The organism is Thiomicrorhabdus xiamenensis (genome assembly GCF_013282625.1).
Lineage (GTDB): Bacteria > Pseudomonadota > Gammaproteobacteria > Thiomicrospirales > Thiomicrospiraceae > Thiomicrorhabdus > Thiomicrorhabdus xiamenensis.
Genome location: NZ_CP054020.1, coordinates 667,208 through 684,366 on the forward strand (window position 1 = coordinate 667,208; position 17,159 = coordinate 684,366).

The 17,159-nt window shown below is 44.4% G+C and carries 16 protein-coding genes; 9 read left to right on the forward strand and 7 right to left on the reverse strand.

Annotated features, from left to right (window positions below):
- Positions 1-38: 38 nt before the first annotated feature.
- Together argF and HQN79_RS03100 are read right to left on the reverse strand one after the other, a co-directional pair.
- Positions 39-947: an ornithine carbamoyltransferase gene (gene argF, locus HQN79_RS03095; protein WP_173284226.1), complete on the reverse strand. Its 909-nt coding sequence runs from the start codon at positions 945-947 to the stop codon at positions 39-41.
- Positions 948-965: 18 nt separating this feature from the next.
- On the reverse strand, positions 966-2,138 hold the full coding sequence (locus HQN79_RS03100; protein WP_173284227.1) for an aspartate aminotransferase family protein: 1,173 nt from the start codon (positions 2,136-2,138) through the stop codon (positions 966-968).
- A gap of 497 nt (positions 2,139-2,635) precedes the next feature.
- On the opposite strand from HQN79_RS03100, the gene HQN79_RS03105 reads away from it, so the two are divergent.
- Together HQN79_RS03105 and HQN79_RS03110 are read left to right on the forward strand one after the other, a co-directional pair.
- A complete protein-coding gene (locus HQN79_RS03105; RefSeq protein ID WP_173284228.1) occupies positions 2,636-3,562 on the forward strand; it encodes a branched-chain amino acid transaminase in 927 nt (308 codons plus the stop codon).
- A 24-nt stretch (positions 3,563-3,586) separates the two neighbouring features.
- Complete coding sequence (locus HQN79_RS03110) at positions 3,587-3,796, forward strand: zinc-finger domain-containing protein (RefSeq protein WP_173284229.1); 210 nt, start codon at positions 3,587-3,589, stop codon at positions 3,794-3,796.
- Positions 3,797-3,856: 60 nt separating this feature from the next.
- On the opposite strand, the gene HQN79_RS03115 is transcribed toward HQN79_RS03110, so the two are convergent.
- Both HQN79_RS03115 and msbA read right to left on the reverse strand, forming a co-directional pair.
- Positions 3,857-4,804 (reverse strand): lysophospholipid acyltransferase family protein, encoded by a 948-nt coding sequence (locus tag HQN79_RS03115; protein WP_173284230.1) that lies wholly within the window; start codon positions 4,802-4,804, stop codon positions 3,857-3,859.
- On the reverse strand, positions 4,788-6,539 hold the full coding sequence (msbA, locus tag HQN79_RS03120; protein ID WP_173284232.1) for a lipid A export permease/ATP-binding protein MsbA: 1,752 nt from the start codon (positions 6,537-6,539) through the stop codon (positions 4,788-4,790). Before msbA ends, HQN79_RS03115 begins: the two co-directional genes overlap by 17 nt.
- Before the next feature lie 403 nt (positions 6,540-6,942).
- Here msbA and HQN79_RS03125 point away from each other — a divergent pair, with 403 nt between their 5' ends.
- The 7 genes from HQN79_RS03125 (at position 6,943) to HQN79_RS03155 (ending at position 14,012) form a co-directional block, all read left to right on the forward strand.
- Positions 6,943-8,115, forward strand: coding sequence for a hypothetical protein (locus HQN79_RS03125; RefSeq protein ID WP_173284234.1), 1,173 nt, complete (start codon positions 6,943-6,945; stop codon positions 8,113-8,115).
- Positions 8,116-9,261, forward strand: a complete 1,146-nt coding sequence (locus HQN79_RS03130) for a capsular polysaccharide export protein, LipB/KpsS family (protein WP_173284236.1) — start codon at positions 8,116-8,118, stop codon at positions 9,259-9,261.
- 161 nt (positions 9,262-9,422) lie between these two features.
- Positions 9,423-10,076 carry a hypothetical protein gene (locus HQN79_RS03135; protein WP_173284238.1) on the forward strand — a complete coding sequence of 218 codons (654 nt, stop codon included), beginning with the start codon at positions 9,423-9,425 and terminating at the stop codon, positions 10,074-10,076.
- Positions 10,077-10,100: 24 nt separating this feature from the next.
- Positions 10,101-11,090: a hypothetical protein gene (locus HQN79_RS03140; protein WP_173284240.1), complete on the forward strand. Its 990-nt coding sequence runs from the start codon at positions 10,101-10,103 to the stop codon at positions 11,088-11,090.
- A 28-nt stretch (positions 11,091-11,118) separates the two neighbouring features.
- Positions 11,119-12,027: a hypothetical protein gene (locus HQN79_RS03145; protein WP_173284242.1), complete on the forward strand. Its 909-nt coding sequence runs from the start codon at positions 11,119-11,121 to the stop codon at positions 12,025-12,027.
- Positions 12,028-12,314: 287 nt separating this feature from the next.
- A complete protein-coding gene (locus HQN79_RS03150; protein WP_173284244.1) occupies positions 12,315-13,064 on the forward strand; it encodes a glycosyltransferase family protein in 750 nt (249 codons plus the stop codon).
- Positions 13,065-13,121: 57 nt separating this feature from the next.
- The gene (locus tag HQN79_RS03155; RefSeq protein ID WP_173284246.1) at positions 13,122-14,012 is read left to right on the forward strand and encodes a glycosyltransferase family 2 protein; all 891 of its coding nucleotides are present in this window, start codon (positions 13,122-13,124) and stop codon (positions 14,010-14,012) included.
- A gap of 14 nt (positions 14,013-14,026) precedes the next feature.
- Here HQN79_RS03155 and HQN79_RS03160 read toward each other — a convergent pair whose 3' ends face one another.
- The 3 genes from HQN79_RS03160 to HQN79_RS03170 are packed head-to-tail and all read right to left on the reverse strand — an operon-like array spanning position 14,027 to position 17,155.
- The gene (locus HQN79_RS03160) at positions 14,027-14,695 is read right to left on the reverse strand and encodes a fused DSP-PTPase phosphatase/NAD kinase-like protein (protein ID WP_173284248.1); all 669 of its coding nucleotides are present in this window, start codon (positions 14,693-14,695) and stop codon (positions 14,027-14,029) included.
- Positions 14,695-16,143 (reverse strand): ArnT family glycosyltransferase, encoded by a 1,449-nt coding sequence (locus tag HQN79_RS03165; protein WP_173284250.1) that lies wholly within the window; start codon positions 16,141-16,143, stop codon positions 14,695-14,697. Before HQN79_RS03165 ends, HQN79_RS03160 begins: the two co-directional genes overlap by 1 nt.
- 25 nt (positions 16,144-16,168) lie before the next feature.
- Complete coding sequence (locus tag HQN79_RS03170; RefSeq protein ID WP_173284252.1) at positions 16,169-17,155, reverse strand: glycosyltransferase family 2 protein; 987 nt, start codon at positions 17,153-17,155, stop codon at positions 16,169-16,171.
- Positions 17,156-17,159 lie beyond the last annotated feature (4 nt).

The window sequence follows — 17,159 nt, forward strand, 5'->3', positions numbered from 1 at the left end:
AAGCGGGTTTTTTTATGGCTGATGAAATGCGTAATGGCTTAGGATTTAGCCATTAGGAATTCCAGCAACGCCTTTTGTGCATGCAGGCGATTTTCGGCTTCGTCCCAGATGACGGATTGTTTGCCGTCGATCACCTCTGCGGTGACTTCTTCTCCGCGATGCGCTGGCAGGCAATGCATGAACAGGGCGGTATCTTTGGCGCAGGCCATTAGTTCTTCGTTCACCTGATAGTCGGCAAAGGCCTTTTCGCGCAAGCGCTGTTCTTCTTCCTGTCCCATACTGGCCCAGACGTCGGTTACGATGAGATCGGCATTGGCTGCAGCGTCTTTGCTGTTGCGGACGATTTCGACGCGATCGGCGTGCTGTTCAACCAGTTCCGGATTCGGATCGTAGCCTTCTGGGCAGGCGATACGCAGTTTGAAGTCGTATTGTTCGGCTGCATTGATATAGGAGTGGCACATGTTATTACCGTCTCCAATCCAGGCTACGGTTTTGCCAGCGATGCTACCGCGGTGCTCGTAATAAGTCTGCATGTCCGCCAGTAGCTGACATGGATGAAAATCATCGGTCAGTGCATTGATGATCGGCACTTTAGAGTATTCCGCCATGTTTTCGATGATCTCATGCCCGAAGGTACGGATCATAATAGCGTCAGCCATGCTGGAGATGACGCGTGCAGAATCTTCGATCGGTTCACCGCGACCAAGTTGACTGTCACGCGGTGACAGAAAAATCGCATGTCCACCCAGTTGAGTCATGCCGATCTCAAAAGAGAGTCGGGTACGTGTCGAGGATTTTTCAAAAATCATCGCCAGTGTCTGATTCTTCAGAGGCTCGTAGATTTCACCATCCTTCTGGCGTTTCTTAAGTTCAATTCCGCGCTGCAGTACAATCTGCAACTCGTCTTTGCTTAAGTCCTTTAAGGTCAAAAAGTGTCTTACAGTCATAATAAATTTTTTTAGTTGTTAATTTGTTTGAGTAAAGTCTTTGACAAGCTGGCTGACAACGGTGATTAACTGTTGTGTTTGCTCTTGTGTCATGACAAATGGCGGCAGCAGACGAATCGTGTCTCCGCGGGTAACATTAATCAATACGCCTTTTTCCAGCGCTTGGGAAACCAGTTCTCCGCAGGGTTGGTTTAATTGGATGCCGATCATATAACCTTTACCGCGAATATTGACAACGGCATCAATGTCCGTGAACGCCTCTATGAAGTCCTGAAGCAGTTGTTCGCCTTTTTGCGCAACGTGCTCGATATAGTTGTGAACTTCCAGTGTATTGATTACCGCAGCGGCGGCAGAACAGGCCAGCAGGTTGCCGCCAAAAGTCGTGCCGTGATTTCCGGGTACCAGAATGTCGGTGGCTTTTTTAGCCGCCAGAGTCGCGCCGATAGGCATGCCGTTTCCTAAGGCTTTGGCGAGGCTGAGGACGTCCGGGATAATGTCGTCATGCTGATAGGCAAACCATTTTCCGGTACGGCCAATGCCGGTCTGGATTTCATCAATCATTAGCAGCCAGTCGTTTCGGTCGCAGATTTCCCGTAAGGTTTTCAGGTAGCCGGCTTGTGGAACGTGAACACCGCCTTCCCCTTGTACAGGCTCAACCAGAATGGCGACGATATCCGAATCTTGTTCCAGAGCTTCGACTGCGCCGATATTGTCGAAAGGTACACGCTCAAAACCTTCGACCAGCGGGTAAAAGCCCTCATGAACTTTCGGGTTGCCGGTTGCGCTTAAGGTCGCCAGGGTACGTCCGTGAAAACTGTTTTCCATGACGATGATTTTAGGGTGTTTAATCCCTTTTTGGTTGGCGTATTTGCGGGCAATTTTAATCGACGCTTCATTCGCCTCGGCCCCGGAGTTGCAGAAGAAAACCTGCTCCATTCCTGATAGGTCGCATAGCTTTTCGGCGAGTTGTTGCTGTTTATCGATCTGATACAGGTTGGATGTATGCAGAAGTGTCTGGCTCTGTTCACAGATTGCTTCGGCGATTGCCGGGTGAGCATGTCCCAAGCTGCAGACGGCGATGCCGCTGACCGCATCAAGATAGCTTTTCCCTTCCGTATCCTGTAGTAATGCCCCTTGTCCTTTGACAAAGCTAACCGGTAGACGGGCATAGGTGTTCATTAGTTTTGACATCGAGGTTTCCTTTCTCTTGTTCTCCGGCACTGTGTTTTTGCTATTGGGTGCCGGGTGACGCCATTTAAGTTCTGTTTTTGTTATCTAATTCGTTGCGATTCGCGCGCTGCATAAATAAAAAAAGCAACCGTGAAAGGCATTTTTCAACGATTTCAGGTGCAAGGACTTCTCTTAATAAAAGCCCGGCGTTGAAACTCGGTTCAAAAATACATTCCAAATATGGTTGCTTTTCTTGTTGAATCCGTTGTGTTGTCGGAACAGCAAATAGATGATTTTATCTGTTGGAGAGTAAATTTCAAGTTATTGGCTGTGTTTTTCTTTTTTTAAGTCTAAGGAATTGATGTTTAACAATATTTTGTTGTAGCAATTTTTCTGCGAGTGGAAAATTATTTATACACCATTTCCTTATATTCGTTAAAATACTTGGTCATATTTTCAATATTGGCGGGACGGTGTTTCCGTCATCGCAATTCACTGTTTTTTGGAGTAAGAATTCAATGCAAACAATGGCAGATAGAGACGGCCTGATCTGGCTGGACGGAGAAATGGTTCCTTGGCGTGAGGCGAAAGTTCACGTCTTAACGCATACGCTTCATTACGGTATGGGTGTCTTTGAAGGTGTCCGAGCCTATGACGCGGAGCAGGGGACTTCTATTTTCCGTTTGGACGCTCATACACAGCGCCTGATTAATTCTGCCAAAATCATGAACATGCCTATGCCGTTCGATAAAGAGGTACTTGATGAAGCTCAGCGCATGGCCGTTCGTGAAAATAATTTGAAATCGGCTTATATTCGACCAATGGCTTTTTACGGTTCCGAAGGTATGGGGTTGCGTGCGGATAATCTGAAAGTGCATGTTATGGTCGCTGCTTGGGAATGGGGCGCCTACATGGGTGAAGAGAACCTGACCAAAGGCATTAAGATTGCGACCTCTTCGTACACGCGTCACCATGTCAACGTTACTATGACCAAAGCGAAATCAAACGGTCAGTACATGAACTCGATGCTTGCTTTGCAGGAAGCTGTTGCGCATGGTTGCGACGAAGCGCTGCTATTGGATGTTGACGGCTACGTATCTGAAGGCTCCGGTGAAAACTTCTTTATGGTTAAGGATGGTATCCTTTACACGCCTGAACTGACCTCGTGCCTGGATGGTATTACCCGTAAAACCATTATGCAGTTGGCCAAGGAAAATGGCTTGGAAGTGCGTGAAAAACGCATTACCCGCGATGAAGTTTATATCGCGGATGAAGCCTTCTTTACCGGTACTGCGGCAGAAGTAACGCCTATCCGCGAATTGGATAACCGTCCGATCGGTCGTGGGTCGCGTGGTCCAATTACCGAAAAGCTGCAGTCGCAGTATTTTGATATTGTTCACGGCCGTTCACCATCTCATATGGATTGGTTGACGCCAGTCGCTTAATTCAGGCTAAAAAAGGAGAGCCAGATGTCATCAAACTCAACCAATAGCCAAAAGCAGTATGAAGTAACGCACAAAGATCTTCCATTGCACTGTCCGACTCCGGAGATGAGTAAATGGAATTCGCACCCTCGTGTCTATCTGCCGATCGAAAAAACCGGTAAGGCGAAATGTCCTTATTGCGGAGCAGATTACATCTTGACGGATTTTGATCCGAGTGCCCCTGCGGGACATTAAGTTGTGTTCTGAAGGATAAGAAAAACCGCCGTATGGCGGTTTTTTTGTATTTAACGAAAGTTACAGTTTTAAATCCCAGCGGTTATGCACCCACAGGTATTGTTCGGGAGCCTGCCGTACGGCGTCTTCATAGAGGTGATGCAGACGTAAAGTATCCTGATAATCGTCTCCGCTTGGAAAGTTGTCCAGCGCGGGTAAAAAGGTGACTTCGTAGTGAATGCCTGAGTCGTCTTCGATTCGACGGGTAAAAGTCGGCACCACGGCACAACCGGTTAATTTGGCGATTTTGGATGTGGCCGGATTGCTTGGGCACTCTTTACCGAACAAGGGCACCATGATGGAACCTTTGGAGCGATATTTTTGATCGGGTAAGAATGTCATTGCTCCGCCTTTTTTCAATACCTTGAGCATTAGGCGGGTGTTAGCGTTTGATACAGGTTCAACTCTTTCACCACTGGCGAATTCAATACTGCGTCCTTCGGCGATCAGGTAGTCCATAAAAGGATTGTCGTGCGGGCGGTAGACGGCATGGTAGTTGGTTAAAAAGGAGACAAACAGGCCTGTGACTTCTAGGGTGGTAAAGTGCGGAGCCAGAATTAGAACGCCATGCTCTTGCTTAATAGCATTGAATAAGTTTTGCTCGCCTTTATAGCGGACAATTGAACGCTCAAAGGCCTTCTGGTGATTGCGTTTATGGTCGCCATGCCAGATAAGCGCCATTTCCGCGAAGCTCATGCCCAGACTGACGAAGTGTGCTTTTAAAAGGGCTTTCTGCTCAGCAGGTTTTTTTTCGGGGAAGGCGATTCTGATGTTTTTCAGTGCGATTTTCCGGCGTTTGAAGGCCAGCTGATACATCAGCTTGCCAAGTACTCTGCCGACTTTAAATTTATACTGGTATGGCAGCAGGCCCAGTAAACGTAAAATGCCTACGCCAAGCCAGATTCCCCAGTATTTCGGGTGGTAAAAGGCGGCCTGAAATTTGGATGGCGTTTTAATCTTTTTGGCCATCTTCCAAATCTCCTTGTTGGTAAAGGCTGGAATAGAGCCCGTTTTCAGTCAGAAGCTGCTGGTGACTACCGCATTCAATCAGCTTTCCGTGCTCCAGAACGACAATTTGATCGGCGTTTTCAATGGTGCTGAGGCGGTGCGCGATAATAATTACAGTACGGTTCTGGCGTAATTCTTCCATCGCTTGCTGAATCATTTTCTCGCTTTGATTGTCCAGAGCAGAGGTGGCCTCGTCCATAATCAATACCGGAGCATCCTTCAGAAACGCGCGTGCCAGAGCGATACGCTGCCGCTGTCCTCCGGATAAAAGACTGCCGTTGTCGCCGATATTGGTATTTAAACCCTCAGGCAGCTTTTCGATAAACTCCCAGGCGTGCGCTTTTTGGGCCGCAGCAATAATCCTCTGTTGGTCAAAGTCACTGTGGCCGTAGGCGATATTGGCTGCGATCGTATCATTGAAAAGCACAATATTCTGACTGACGAAAGCGATGTTGTCACGATAGTGGTTAAGTTCAATTTCATTTAGAGGTTGGCCGTCTAAAGTAATTGCGCCTGAGCTTGGTTCATAAAAACGCGCAATCAGGTTGGCAATGGTTGATTTTCCGCTTCCGGATTGACCGACCAGAGCGGTGGTTTGCTTGGCGGGAATGGTCAGGTTGAAATTTTCAAAGGTTAGGTTTTCGCTGTTCGGATAGCGGAAACCGAGCTGTTTGAATTGTATTTCGCCGCGGATTACGTCCAAAGTCGTTGTGCCGTTGTTGGTTTCGTCAGGCTGATCAAGCAGTTCGAAAATACTTTCAGCCGCCGCCATGCCTTTCTGAACCGTTTCATTGATGTTGGTCAGGCGACGAATCGGTTCGAAGGTCAGTGCCATAGCGGTAATGTAGGAAAGCAATTCCCCCGGCGTAAACATGTCCTGAGCCGACATCTGCATGGCAATATAGACCACAATGGAGAGCGCAATGGCGGCCAGTATCTGAACCAGGGGGACGTTTAACGCCGAGACCTTGGTGACATTCAAGGTGTTTTTCAGCAGGCTTCGGGCGGTATTCTGGAAGCGCTCCTGTTCATAAGATTCTGCGCCGTAGATTTTAATGTCCTGATAGGCGTTCAGCCCTTCTTCAAGCTGGTGAGTCATCTGTCCCATATCGGATTGCATGTTACGGCTGGACTGACGCATCAATTTACTGGCTTTGTCGATAATAAAGGCGACAATAGGACCAATGATCAGCATGAGCAGGGTCAGTTGCCACGAGATATAAAGCAGATAGGCGAAGAGTGCGAGAACCGTCAGGGTGTCGCGGATAATAATGACCCAAGCGGTCGAAAGAGCGTTGCTTGCCTGTGGTACGTCATAAGTGATTTTCGACATCAGTTTTCCGGTCGAATATGACTGAAATTGGCTGAAGGGCAGAGATTGCATTTTCCGGTACATTGCCGAGCGGATATCGAGAATGGCGTTTTGCGCAATCCACTGGCTGAATACCTTGCTGAAGTACTCGGCAACACCTTTGATAATAAAGACTCCGGCCAGCAGCAGAGGCATTAAGAGAAACGAGTCCGGATTCTTGGCAATCAGACTTTCGTCGACCAGGTCTTTCAGAATCATCGCCGTGGCAGGTTCCATTGCCGCGATGACAATTAATGAAATAAGGGTGACGGCGATCAGTTTTTTGTACGGGAAAATGTAGCCGAGCAGTCGTCGGTATAGCCGTAATGTTTGCTTATCGAGCATGAGGGAACCGTAATCCTCTGTATTTTATCTGTTCTGTAGCCATTGACGCGATCATGTTTACACGTTTCTCAAAGTGCCTGTTATTATGGGCGGCGCCAAGAGTAATCCATGCTGTGAAGTGTGGCAAATAGTTTATACTAACAAGTTTTCAGTAGTTTACTGCGGAATACTCTTGCCGTTTGTTTAATTTGGGGTCGGTCATCCGTGAAGATTTGTTTTGTCAGTCTTTCCAGAAAAAGAAAACGTTATTTTACTCTGATATATATGGTGTGTCTCATTAATAGCCAATGATTACTTTTCGCCAACGAATGAAAAAGGTACTGAAGTGATTGGCGTAGTGTCAATAAGATAGCGTTAGTCTATTTGGTAAGTGTTTAAGTGTGTTATGAATAAGGAATTACCATTGAAGTCAAAATTTTCTGAGTGGTTGAGTCGGCCTGTTGCTACGTATTATGATAAATGGAAATTTTTATTTTTAATTTCATTTGCTTATCTTTTTATTTATTTCTCTGTTCAGTCCGAAATCTCTGATTTCCGGTTTACTCACTTCCTTTTTAATTATGAATATGAATTTCTGAAAAGAGGGCTTGTGGGTGAAATCTGGCGGCTAGCGGGCGTTTCAGTTACTCCGGAAAGAGTTGCTGTATTTTCCCTGTTAAGTTTTGGGGCTCTATTTGTATTGATGGCTGGGCTTTTTTACCAGATTGTGCGTTTAGAACCGGACAGAAAGGTTTTATGGCTGTTTTTTTGTCTTCTGATGACGCATTCTGCCTTTATGCCTCATTTTTATGTGGATCTCGGCCGCTTTGATACGCAGAATTATTTCCTATTCTTAATTGCTATTTTTTTAATATTTAAGTTAGAAAGCCATTTTTTGGCCCATTTGCTGACAGGATTGTTGCTGGCAGTGATGCTTCTGATTCATGAAGCAGTCTTTTTTATGTTTTTTCCAACCTTGGCTCTATTGCTTTATTTTCGCTTTAAATGCGTGTTCAGTGTAGGTCTTTTGTCCGTTATTACGGTTTATATCACTTACGCTGCAGGTACTTATGGGCAGATACAGTATTTAGATCCTGTATCTTGGTATGAGAGTCTAACCCAAGTGTATGGGGAGAGTGTAAGTCAATATGCTGTAAATATCATGGATGGCAGAGGGTTGATAGAAAATATCGCTACCACGTTTGAGCGTTCATTGGCATGGGATCGCTTTGCAAAGCATATTTCGATGATTCTGATTTTTTGGCCGTTTTACTTGTTGATGTGGAGAGTTTGGAAAGGCGTGAAGCTGAAAGTTCAGGAAACAGAGGGGCGTTTCCACTGGCACATCGTACTGTTTGTAGCTCTTGTCTCTCCCTTAGCTCTTTATCCATTAGGTCATGACCATTTCCGTTGGTGGGCAATTGGATTGACTAATTTTTGGGTTCTGGTTGTTGTTATGTGTATTAAGGACCGTATTTTATTTGGCCAGGTAAAGAATATTTTGGAGTCCAGCAAGAAGGCATTAATTTGGGCTATCGGATTGTCTATTCTTGCCGGGCCTTTAGGGACAACTAGCGCATTTGTGAGAAGGCTTTAGATGAAGATTTGTTTTATCAGTCTTTCCAGAAAAAGAAAACGTTATTTTACTTTACTGGCCAACAGCGCGCCGAACGAATGTGAAGCGAGTGTTATTCCGGGGATCAGACCTAATTTCACTTTACTGAAAAGTTTGTTGCATTTTCCTAAGCCACTTGGGTTTGAAGATGTTCATGCCCGCCGGCAAGTCATTAATTATCCGACCCTGAATAAATTCAAACCACTGTCCGCGTTGCTTTTGGCTGTAAACGCCTATGCGGAAACCGTTCGGTATTATTATTTTAAAAGCCTTTTCATGCAACAGCAGTGCGATTATCTAGGGGTATGGAATGGTCAAAAACCGCCTTATTCTACGGTGGCTAAAGCCGCTATCGATTGCGGTATGCAGGTGACCTATTTCGAAAACGGCGGTTTACCGGATACGACCACGGCGGATAATAAGGGCGTGAATGCTTGGAACAGCTTGCCGAGAAATATCGATTTTTATTTGCAGTATGCGAGCGATAATTCGAATAGCCGGGTAGACGAAGAAGCGGTAGAAGCAGAAAGCGTTTCTCAGCCGTATATTTTTGTTCCTCTACAGGTCGAATCCGATACCCAGGTGGTTCTGCAGACGACGTGGGTGAAAGGCAATATTGCTTTGCTGGAAGCAGTTGCTGAGGTTTTTGGTCCTTATATCGAAAAAGGCTGGAAGGTCTTGGTTAAAGAGCACCCTAAGGCAAGAACCTCAAGCAAGGATTTTCAGCATAAAGGGTTTGAGTTCGTCGGCAGCGGCGATGTTGCGACCTATATTAAAGACGCATCGGCTGTAGTGACCATTAACTCAACGGTTGGGCTTGAAGCATTGCAAATGAATAAAAATGTCGTCGTTGTTGGAAATGCGTTGTATGGAATTGAAGGGCTGAGTTTTGTCGCCACAAACCCATTGACGTTAAAGTCGGCGATTGATTCTGCGGTTACGCTGCCTTTTAATCTATCAGCCAAGGAGGCGTTTTTCCGTTTTCTTGATGAAGTCTATTACATTCCGGGCGATTGGCGTCGGTTTGATGAGTTGGATGAAGCGCATTTCCGTGCATTATGGATGCGTATTCTTAAACAGGATACGATGGCAAAATTGGCTAACGATAAAGCTGAAGGATCAGTTTGATGGTAAAAAGGTTGTTTTACGTTTTATTGGTTCAAATTCAGTGGTTTTTTCGATCTTTTCTGGCAAATCGAAAGCATCGGTTTGCACGACCTCTGATCATTAACCTGACTTCTTTTCCTCCGCGATTCAAGACTTTGCACCTCACGCTCAAGGCATTGTTATTGCAAAGAGTCAAACCGGATGACGTCGTTCTATGGCTGTATGCCGAGGATATTGAGCAATTACCGCAATCGGTATTGGCGCTGCAAAAAGATGGTCTGTCAATCAAATCGGTCGAAAAGGATATACGTTCCTACAAAAAACTGGTTCCGGCGCTGAATGAATTTCCGGATGCGTTCCATGTTACCGTTGATGACGATGTCTACTACCCTCGAGACTTGCTACAGGGACTTGAACGAGAATACCAGCCTGAGACAAAAGAAATTCTTTGTTACAGGGCCAACCGGATGACATTCAATGCGGACGGTCGGGTGAAGCCTTATATTGAGTGGGATTTTAATATTGATGGTGGTCCGGCATCCGACAAAATTTTATTCACCGGCGTTGGAGGCGTGCTTTATCCGCCTCAGTGTATGGATGAGCGTGTTTTGACGGAAGACTATATGTCTTTTGCGCCTTATTCCGATGATCTTTGGTTTTACTGGATGATCCGAATTAATGGTTATCAGGTTCGAAAAATAGGGCCGGCTAAGAAATATGTTACTTGGAAAGGAACTCAGGCGCAGTCGCTTTGGCGGACCGCTAATAACCTTCAGTCAGAAAATCAGAACGATTTGACTATTGAAAGACTGAATCGACGGTTCCCATTACTTTAAAAACTTAACGGGCATAGTGAAAAGATGATCAATGCAATCAATATCGGCGGTTGGAATGTAGGCAACGGCGCCATTGTCGAATGGCTGGATAGTATTGATCAGGTGGCGCGAATTCAAGGTGAGTTTAATATAACGCGCGCGCCGGGCGGAGTCTTGGATCTGCTTGCGGAGCAGGATCCGGAACGAAAAAAACAGCTTATTAAAGCTCTTGCCTCACAATGTGATAAGGGCATGCTGAGAGGGTTCAAAAGAAAAGTTCGCGGCCTTTTTTTCAAGCGTAAACGGGATTTGGAATATAAAAACCTGTACGAATTCCATCGAGGGCTTAAAACAACTTTGCTCGAGCATCAGGCGCTTTTAAAGAGCAAAGCTTCTTTTGACGAGTTCGATCTGTGGAGAAAGTGGTTGGCTTCACTAGCGGAGCTTTATCCCAGTGATCAGGAAAGCAAGGTTTTACTGTTTCAAAACCCTTTTTTCTACGATGAAACGTTTGATCTTCATTCCAAGGTTTGGCCGGAACTGTTTAATCCATACAAATTGATTTTTGTGCATCGGGATCCCCTTGATCAATGGTCCGATATCGTGACGAAGAAAGAACACTTGATGACCAGGAGTACGATCACCGGATCCCGTCCTTTCAAAGGAACTGAGGAAATGCATCCTGCCGATCGTTTCCTGCATATTGCCAAAAACAACTATCTGGCCCGTTTAAGAATGGCAAAAGAATATACCAGAGAGAGCTTGATTGTTTTCTCATTCGAGGATTTCATTAACAGCCATGATTTTGTAGCGAGAGAGTTACTGAATTTCTTGGATGTCGAGCAATCGCCGCGAAAACAATCTTCCTTTGATCTATCTGTTTCACGAAAGAATATTGGAATAGGTAAAAATAATGCCGAAGCTCTACAGCTTCTGGAAGGCAAAGATTATGTTTTGGAAGAGTTGTATGATTTACGCGACAAACTGATTAATACAGAACAGTCTATAGTTCAGAAAAGATTTAAAAATATATAAAACTTTTGAGTGTGATGGTAGCTAAAAAATGTCAAAGAGTTGGGTATTGAAATTTATAAAAAGAATTTTTAACTGCTGGTTTGGGACGTTGGAGCGCTTCCCTCAAGAAAATGGAATTACATTTCGACACCACCAGCCAGAAATTCCTAATATAGGTGATCATTTATGTTCGCCCCGTCATTACTTTTCGTTTAAAAATTCTAAAAATAATTTGATTATTCTCGGGGGGGGAGTGTTCTCTAACTATGGTGTTGATGAAGTTAAATTGAACTGCTTTGAACCTGAGAATGTAGTTTTATGGGGAGTTGGTGTATCTCTGAGAAATAAACAAGAAGCGCGGGCTGATTTATTGCCATACAGGGTTTGGGGGGTCCGAGATATTGATAGAACTGATGACGCTCATTTTCTTCCTTGTGTTAGTTGTCTCAGTCCTATGCTTAATCGATCTGCAGCTGTAAGTGGGACGTTATTATTTTTAAATGCTGATCCTAATGTGGCACCAAATAGTTTCAAAGAAAAATACAAGTCTCTGGCAGAGAAAAAAGGGTGGCGAGTACTCTTCAATAACTGTACGGAGTCTGAGATAGCTTTCGCTTTACAAAATTGTAATCATATTATAACGAATTCTTATCATGCTTCCTATTGGGGGTTGCTGACGGGTCATAAAGTTACTGTTCTTGGATATTCATCCAAATTTATAAGTTTGTTAAATGCATTTGGTTTTAATAAGGATCATCTTTTTAGTATAAAAAGAGGTGATGGTGATAGCCTTTATGAAAGTTTAAGTTTTATTGAAGATGATAGGAATTCTGTATTTGTGAAAGATTATCAAAATTTTTTAATGGATTTCAGAAGGCGAAATGTAGAATTTGCAGAGAAGCTAGTAAATAATCATCTTGTTGAAGGGTTCGAGTTAAAAATTAATAGTTCTATCTGAAAATGATGTTTTTTATATATATTATGAATGTAAATTGCACTAACTAAACCATGTTTTACGGAAAAAGAGTGAAGTTTTAGGCAGATTTTAATTGTTTTCTTGGTTGACTAAAATGTTTTAGGGTTGTACTAGTTATTTGTTTGAATTTTTAAATTATAAGCTTTTCAAATTTTGTAATGTTCTTAAAAAATAGGTGAGTCGGTATCTAAATTAAAGCTTGAAGTAGGTCTGGAAGTAATTGGCGATATATAAGTTGGATATAATTGGTTAAATAGGGGGGGGTAAAAGTGTTGCATGTAGTTTGCTTAAAATGGGGGGATAAGTATTCCTCTGAATATGTTAATCGTTTATACAAGATGGTTAGGCATAATCTAAAAAGGACTTTTAAATTTCATTGTATTACGGAGGATCCGCAAGGAATCGATTCTTCAATCCTTATTGAACAATTACCTAAAGTAGATTTAAAGGGGTGGTGGTATAAGTTAGCAATTTTCAAAAAAGATTTTTTGAATTTAGATGAGTCCGATAGGGTGCTTTTTTTGGACTTGGACATTGTTATAACGGGCCCTCTTGATCAATTAATTGACTTTGATGAAAGGTTTTGTATTACTCCTGGTGTGCTTAAGAATACTTACAACAGTTCAATTATGTGTTTTGACGCTGGAAAATATGGATTTATATGGGATTCTTTTTTGGCTCAGAAAGAATTGATTATGAATGAGATGCATGGAGATCAAGATTGGATCCAACACGTCTATAAAAACGCAGTAGTTTACCCGAAGTCTTTAGTAAAGTCTTTTAAACTTGATTTAGATTCTAAAATTAAATTTAAGTTTGGTAAATTAGGTAGATCTTTGAGAAAAAGATACACTTTTTTTCTTCCAAGAGGAACTGTTCCATATCCAGTTGGAACAAGCGTTGTGTTATTTCATGGTAAGCCAGATCCACATGATGTTATGGAAAAGCCTTACGATATATATAGACGAGCGCCTTGGGTTAAGGATATTTATAAAGAGGTGGAATCTGAGTTTATTTAATTTGTTAGGTTTGCAAAAAATAGAAGTATTGTAAGTAATTTAACAATGAGAGTCTCAGTGAGTAACAAGTTTATTACAGTTATTATTCCAACTTATCGCGACTGGGATCGCTTAAAACTCTGCTTTGACGCTTTGCAGAAACAGAGTTATCCGGCCGATTCTTTTGAGGTTATTGCGGTCAATAATGACCCGGAAGATCCTATTCCGGAATGGGATCTTCCGGAGAATTTCAAGATTCTTATAGAACCGAAGGTCGGCTCTTACGCAGCACGAAATAAAGGCGTAGAAAATGCGCTCGCGACTGATTCGGACTCGATTCTGGCATTTACCGATTCAGATTGCATACCGAGTGAAACGTGGCTCGAGGCGTCTGTTGAGGAGATTGAAGCGGGCGCTGATCGGGTCGCTGGTAGGGTTGAACTATTCTATCTTGATGATCAGAAACTGACTGCGGCTGAAAAATATGAAAAGGCCTTTATGTTCGACCAGAAAAAAAGTGCCAAGAGAGGGCTGACGGCCACCGCGAATCTGATTGTGCGCAGAGGCGCCTTTGATTATGTCGGCGAGTTTAACTCCGCAATGGTCTCCGGTGGAGATACTGAGTGGAGCCGCAGAGCGACCAAGAAGGGCGTTAATATCGTGTATTCCGAGGGCGCGATGGTTAAACATCCGGCGAGAAGTTCGTTGCAGGCAATTTTCAAGAAAGCGAAGCGGGTTGCCGGCGGTTCGGTGTTTATGAAAGACGGCCGCAGAAGATTGAAAGTATTTTCGCTTTTCAGAAGCCTGATTCCACCCGTGATTAAATATATTCGTTTGCTGTTTAGCCGCAAAGACTTGAGTGTTAACGAAGCCTCGGTTGCCTGTCTGGTTCTGTATTTCTTAAATATCTATAAGGGGTACACTAAATTTGGTGTTTCAACCGGTTTAATGAAGCCGGAGAGAGAGTAATCTCTGCATAAGGATTACTCTCGTCTAAGCAACTTATCAACAAGGGTGCTGGCCCACCAACTGTCACTAAAGTTTTGCATGGTCTGTTTTCGATCATATTTGGTTTCAACCCATTCCATAAAATCCATTGGTTCTTCTTTATTGTCTTTCAGATAGGTTGCAAACAGGTGATCCAGTATGCCGGTTTTTGACTGCTTTATATGACCGTATTTAAAACTGAGTTGTGTTATCGCATCTTCAACCGGTTTGTTCTGAACCATTATCTGGTAAAACGTCGAAACAATTCCTGCTCTATCTGCACCTGATTTGCAGTGCAAAGCAATGGGGTACTCTGCGGTCTCAAAAACGTGTTTGATATTGTTAATGACGGTTTTGGTCGGAAGGTCTCGAGAGTAGATACCCTGAATATCGATCATCTTCACGCCGTACTTTTCACAGGCTTCTATTTCGAGAGGGTAGGAACCATAGGGGTTTTTGCCTCTTAAATTCAGAATGGTTTTAATGCCTTTTTTGGACAGGTTGCGAATTTCAGCCGGAGAGGGTTGCGACATGCGCAAAGCCTGATTATCAATCCAGTATTTATTGAAAAATGTCATCGCTCTTAAAAAGCCATGGTCGGTAAAGTACATACTTAAGTAGGCTTTTATTCTATTCCCAAGCGTTTTGAGATGGTATTTATGCATCAGTTTTTCCAGTTGCCTTCTAATGTCGTCCAGTAGATTGTGTGTTTTATGCCTGGAAGAAATTTGTATTCGGTCGTGTGTGATTGGTAGGTCAATTTTGTCACATCGATATTTCGTTTCTGCAGCCAGGCGGCAAAACGGTTTTCCTTACAGTTTTCCGATTCGCAGACAAGCAGCAGTGTACCGGTATGATTAACCTTGCTGACGTATTTTCTCCCGTTGCTGATAGCGGCATTCGGGAAATAGATTCGCAGGTTGCCGGCCAGTACATGACTGTCGGCAAAAATCACGGCTGGTTCGCTTGCAAGCTGGGTTTTGATGTAATTCAGCTGTTCGGGGAAAGGCAGGTTGGGGCGGCTGACTTTTTCCGTGTATTGTGCCAGAGGCGTCCGCATCGGTAGCACAAACATCATTACCGCCAAAAAGAAGATGCCGATATTTCTAAAGGTCTTATAGGCGCGATCGGATGGATTGATTGTCATGGCTACCAGAATCGGTACAAACGGCAAGAGCGGGTGGAACCAGCGGTCTTTAACGTGCTGTGCACCTGAGGCAATGACAAAGATAACGAGAATCAGCCAGACAAAGAAGAATAAAGTCAGAAGCAACTTTTTATCGTCTTTTTCAACCAGGTTGTCACCTTGGTCTTTTTTATTGATCAGAAGGGTTAATGCGAAAAGCCACAGCGGAGACAGGAAGACCAGACCGGCCATCAGTGTTGCGCCAAGACTTTGCATCAGTCCCGATGATTCGCCCATTTGCAGTTTATTGGTGCCGGAAGTGGCTGCCTGCAAGTGGTCGAGCATCCAGAGACCGTGCGGAAGGAAAACTACAAGAGCGGCCAGAATGCTGACGATCAGGTATTTGTTAAACAGTATGCTTCGGTGTTTGGAGAGCAAAATGGTCAGAATCAGCGCCGAGACAAACAGCACGATATTGTATTTGCTCATCATTCCGAGTCCGACGGCAATTCCGAGAAGCAGGTAGTTTTTCAGGCTGGCGTCACGGGTGACGCGTAGTGTTTGCCATAGGATCAGAAGTGCCATTAGCCCCGACAGCGAAGAGTGGCTTAAATCACGCTGTGACTCAAAGACATATTGCGGGATCAATGCCATCGCAATGACGGCAACGACAAGCTGCTTGGAGGACAGTTTGAAGAATTCGCCGATCTGCAGAATCGTCCATACCATCAAGGTCAGAATACCTACCTTGATGGCTCCGGTTGCAAACAGGCTGGGGCCGAAAACTTGTGCCACCGGATAGATCAACCAGCTGTATAGCGGCGGTTGTGGGCCATATCCCAGCAACAAGTATTGACTGGCCAGAAGCTGTTCCGCTTGATCGTAATCGGCAGTACCCGAAACCAGGTATTGCGTAATTTGGTTGATTGTGAAAAACAGAAAAGCCAATAGAGTGATTTTGGCTTTTAAGTCCAGTTGATTCTGCATCGGTTCTAGCCTTTATTGAAGTGCGCTATTTGTTTTTATTAAAGTCGCTATCATCCAGATTTTTGGTATCTCTTACCGTGTAATGACGTCTGTCCGCCGATGAGTAATAGGTTCTGGAAATCATTTCCCCTAAAACACCGGTCAGCAGGAATTGCACGGACATCACCATAAACAGTACCGAGATAGTCAGTAGAGGGCGGGTTCCGATGTCTTCGCCCATCAGCTTGAGAATAAGCAGATAAGCCAATCCGATGGAACCGATGGCGCCGAAGCCCAAACCGATTTGCCCGAAAAAGTGCGCCGGGCGGGCACGGAATTTCATAAAGAAGAAGACCGACAGCAGGTCGATCAAAACACGGAATGTACGGGTAATGCCATATTTGGATTCGCCGTGCTGTCTTGCATGGTGAGTGACAACTTCTTCTTTGATCTTGGTAGGAAGGGTTTCAGTCGCCATCCAGGCCGGAATAAAACGGTGCATTTCGCCATACAGAGCGATGTTTTTAATAATTGAAGCCCGGTAGACTTTCAGGCTGCAGCCGTAATCATTCAGAGTGACGCCGGTGATTTTGGCGATCAGCTTGTTGGCGATGCGCGAAGGAATTTTTCTCAGAACCAGAGCATCCTTACGGTCTTTACGCCAGCCGGCAACCAGATCCAGCTCTTCGTCAATCAGACGCTGCACCATTCTCGGAATGTCTTTAGGGTCGTTTTGCAGATCGCCGTCCAGTGTGGCGATAATCTCGCCCGATGCGGCATCGATACCTGCTTGCATGGCGGCTGTCTGGCCGTAATTGCGCTGTAAATTGATTACTTTAATGCGGTCGCCGACCTTCTCAGCCTGTTCCGCAAGATAGTTTGCGGTTCGATCGATACTGCCATCATTGGCAACGATCAGTTCCCAGTCGTTAGGATAATCGCTCATGGCGGAGGTAACGGCTTCAATCATCGGTTCAACATTGTCTTCCTCGTTATACATCGGGATTACAATCGAAAGTTTATGTTCCATCATGGCG

Bases quoted from the DNA above. Each gene is read 5' to 3' on its own strand.
- msbA (WP_173284232.1), bottom strand. From the start codon at position 6,539: ATGCTCGATAAGCAAACATTACGGCTATACCGACGACTGCTCGGCTAC.
- HQN79_RS03165 (WP_173284250.1), bottom strand. From the start codon at position 16,143: ATGCAGAATCAACTGGACTTAAAAGCCAAAATCACTCTATTGGCTTTT.
- HQN79_RS03160 (WP_173284248.1), bottom strand. From the start codon at position 14,695: ATGCATAAATACCATCTCAAAACGCTTGGGAATAGAATAAAAGCCTAC.
- HQN79_RS03110 (WP_173284229.1), top strand. From the start codon at position 3,587: ATGTCATCAAACTCAACCAATAGCCAAAAGCAGTATGAAGTAACGCAC.
- HQN79_RS03130 (WP_173284236.1), top strand. From the start codon at position 8,116: ATGAAGATTTGTTTTATCAGTCTTTCCAGAAAAAGAAAACGTTATTTT.
- HQN79_RS03145 (WP_173284242.1), top strand. From the start codon at position 11,119: ATGTCAAAGAGTTGGGTATTGAAATTTATAAAAAGAATTTTTAACTGC.
- HQN79_RS03115 (WP_173284230.1), bottom strand. From the start codon at position 4,804: ATGGCCAAAAAGATTAAAACGCCATCCAAATTTCAGGCCGCCTTTTAC.
- HQN79_RS03140 (WP_173284240.1), top strand. From the start codon at position 10,101: ATGATCAATGCAATCAATATCGGCGGTTGGAATGTAGGCAACGGCGCC.
- HQN79_RS03170 (WP_173284252.1), bottom strand. From the start codon at position 17,155: ATGATGGAACATAAACTTTCGATTGTAATCCCGATGTATAACGAGGAA.
- HQN79_RS03100 (WP_173284227.1), bottom strand. From the start codon at position 2,138: ATGTCAAAACTAATGAACACCTATGCCCGTCTACCGGTTAGCTTTGTC.
- HQN79_RS03105 (WP_173284228.1), top strand. From the start codon at position 2,636: ATGCAAACAATGGCAGATAGAGACGGCCTGATCTGGCTGGACGGAGAA.
- argF (WP_173284226.1), bottom strand. From the start codon at position 947: ATGACTGTAAGACACTTTTTGACCTTAAAGGACTTAAGCAAAGACGAG.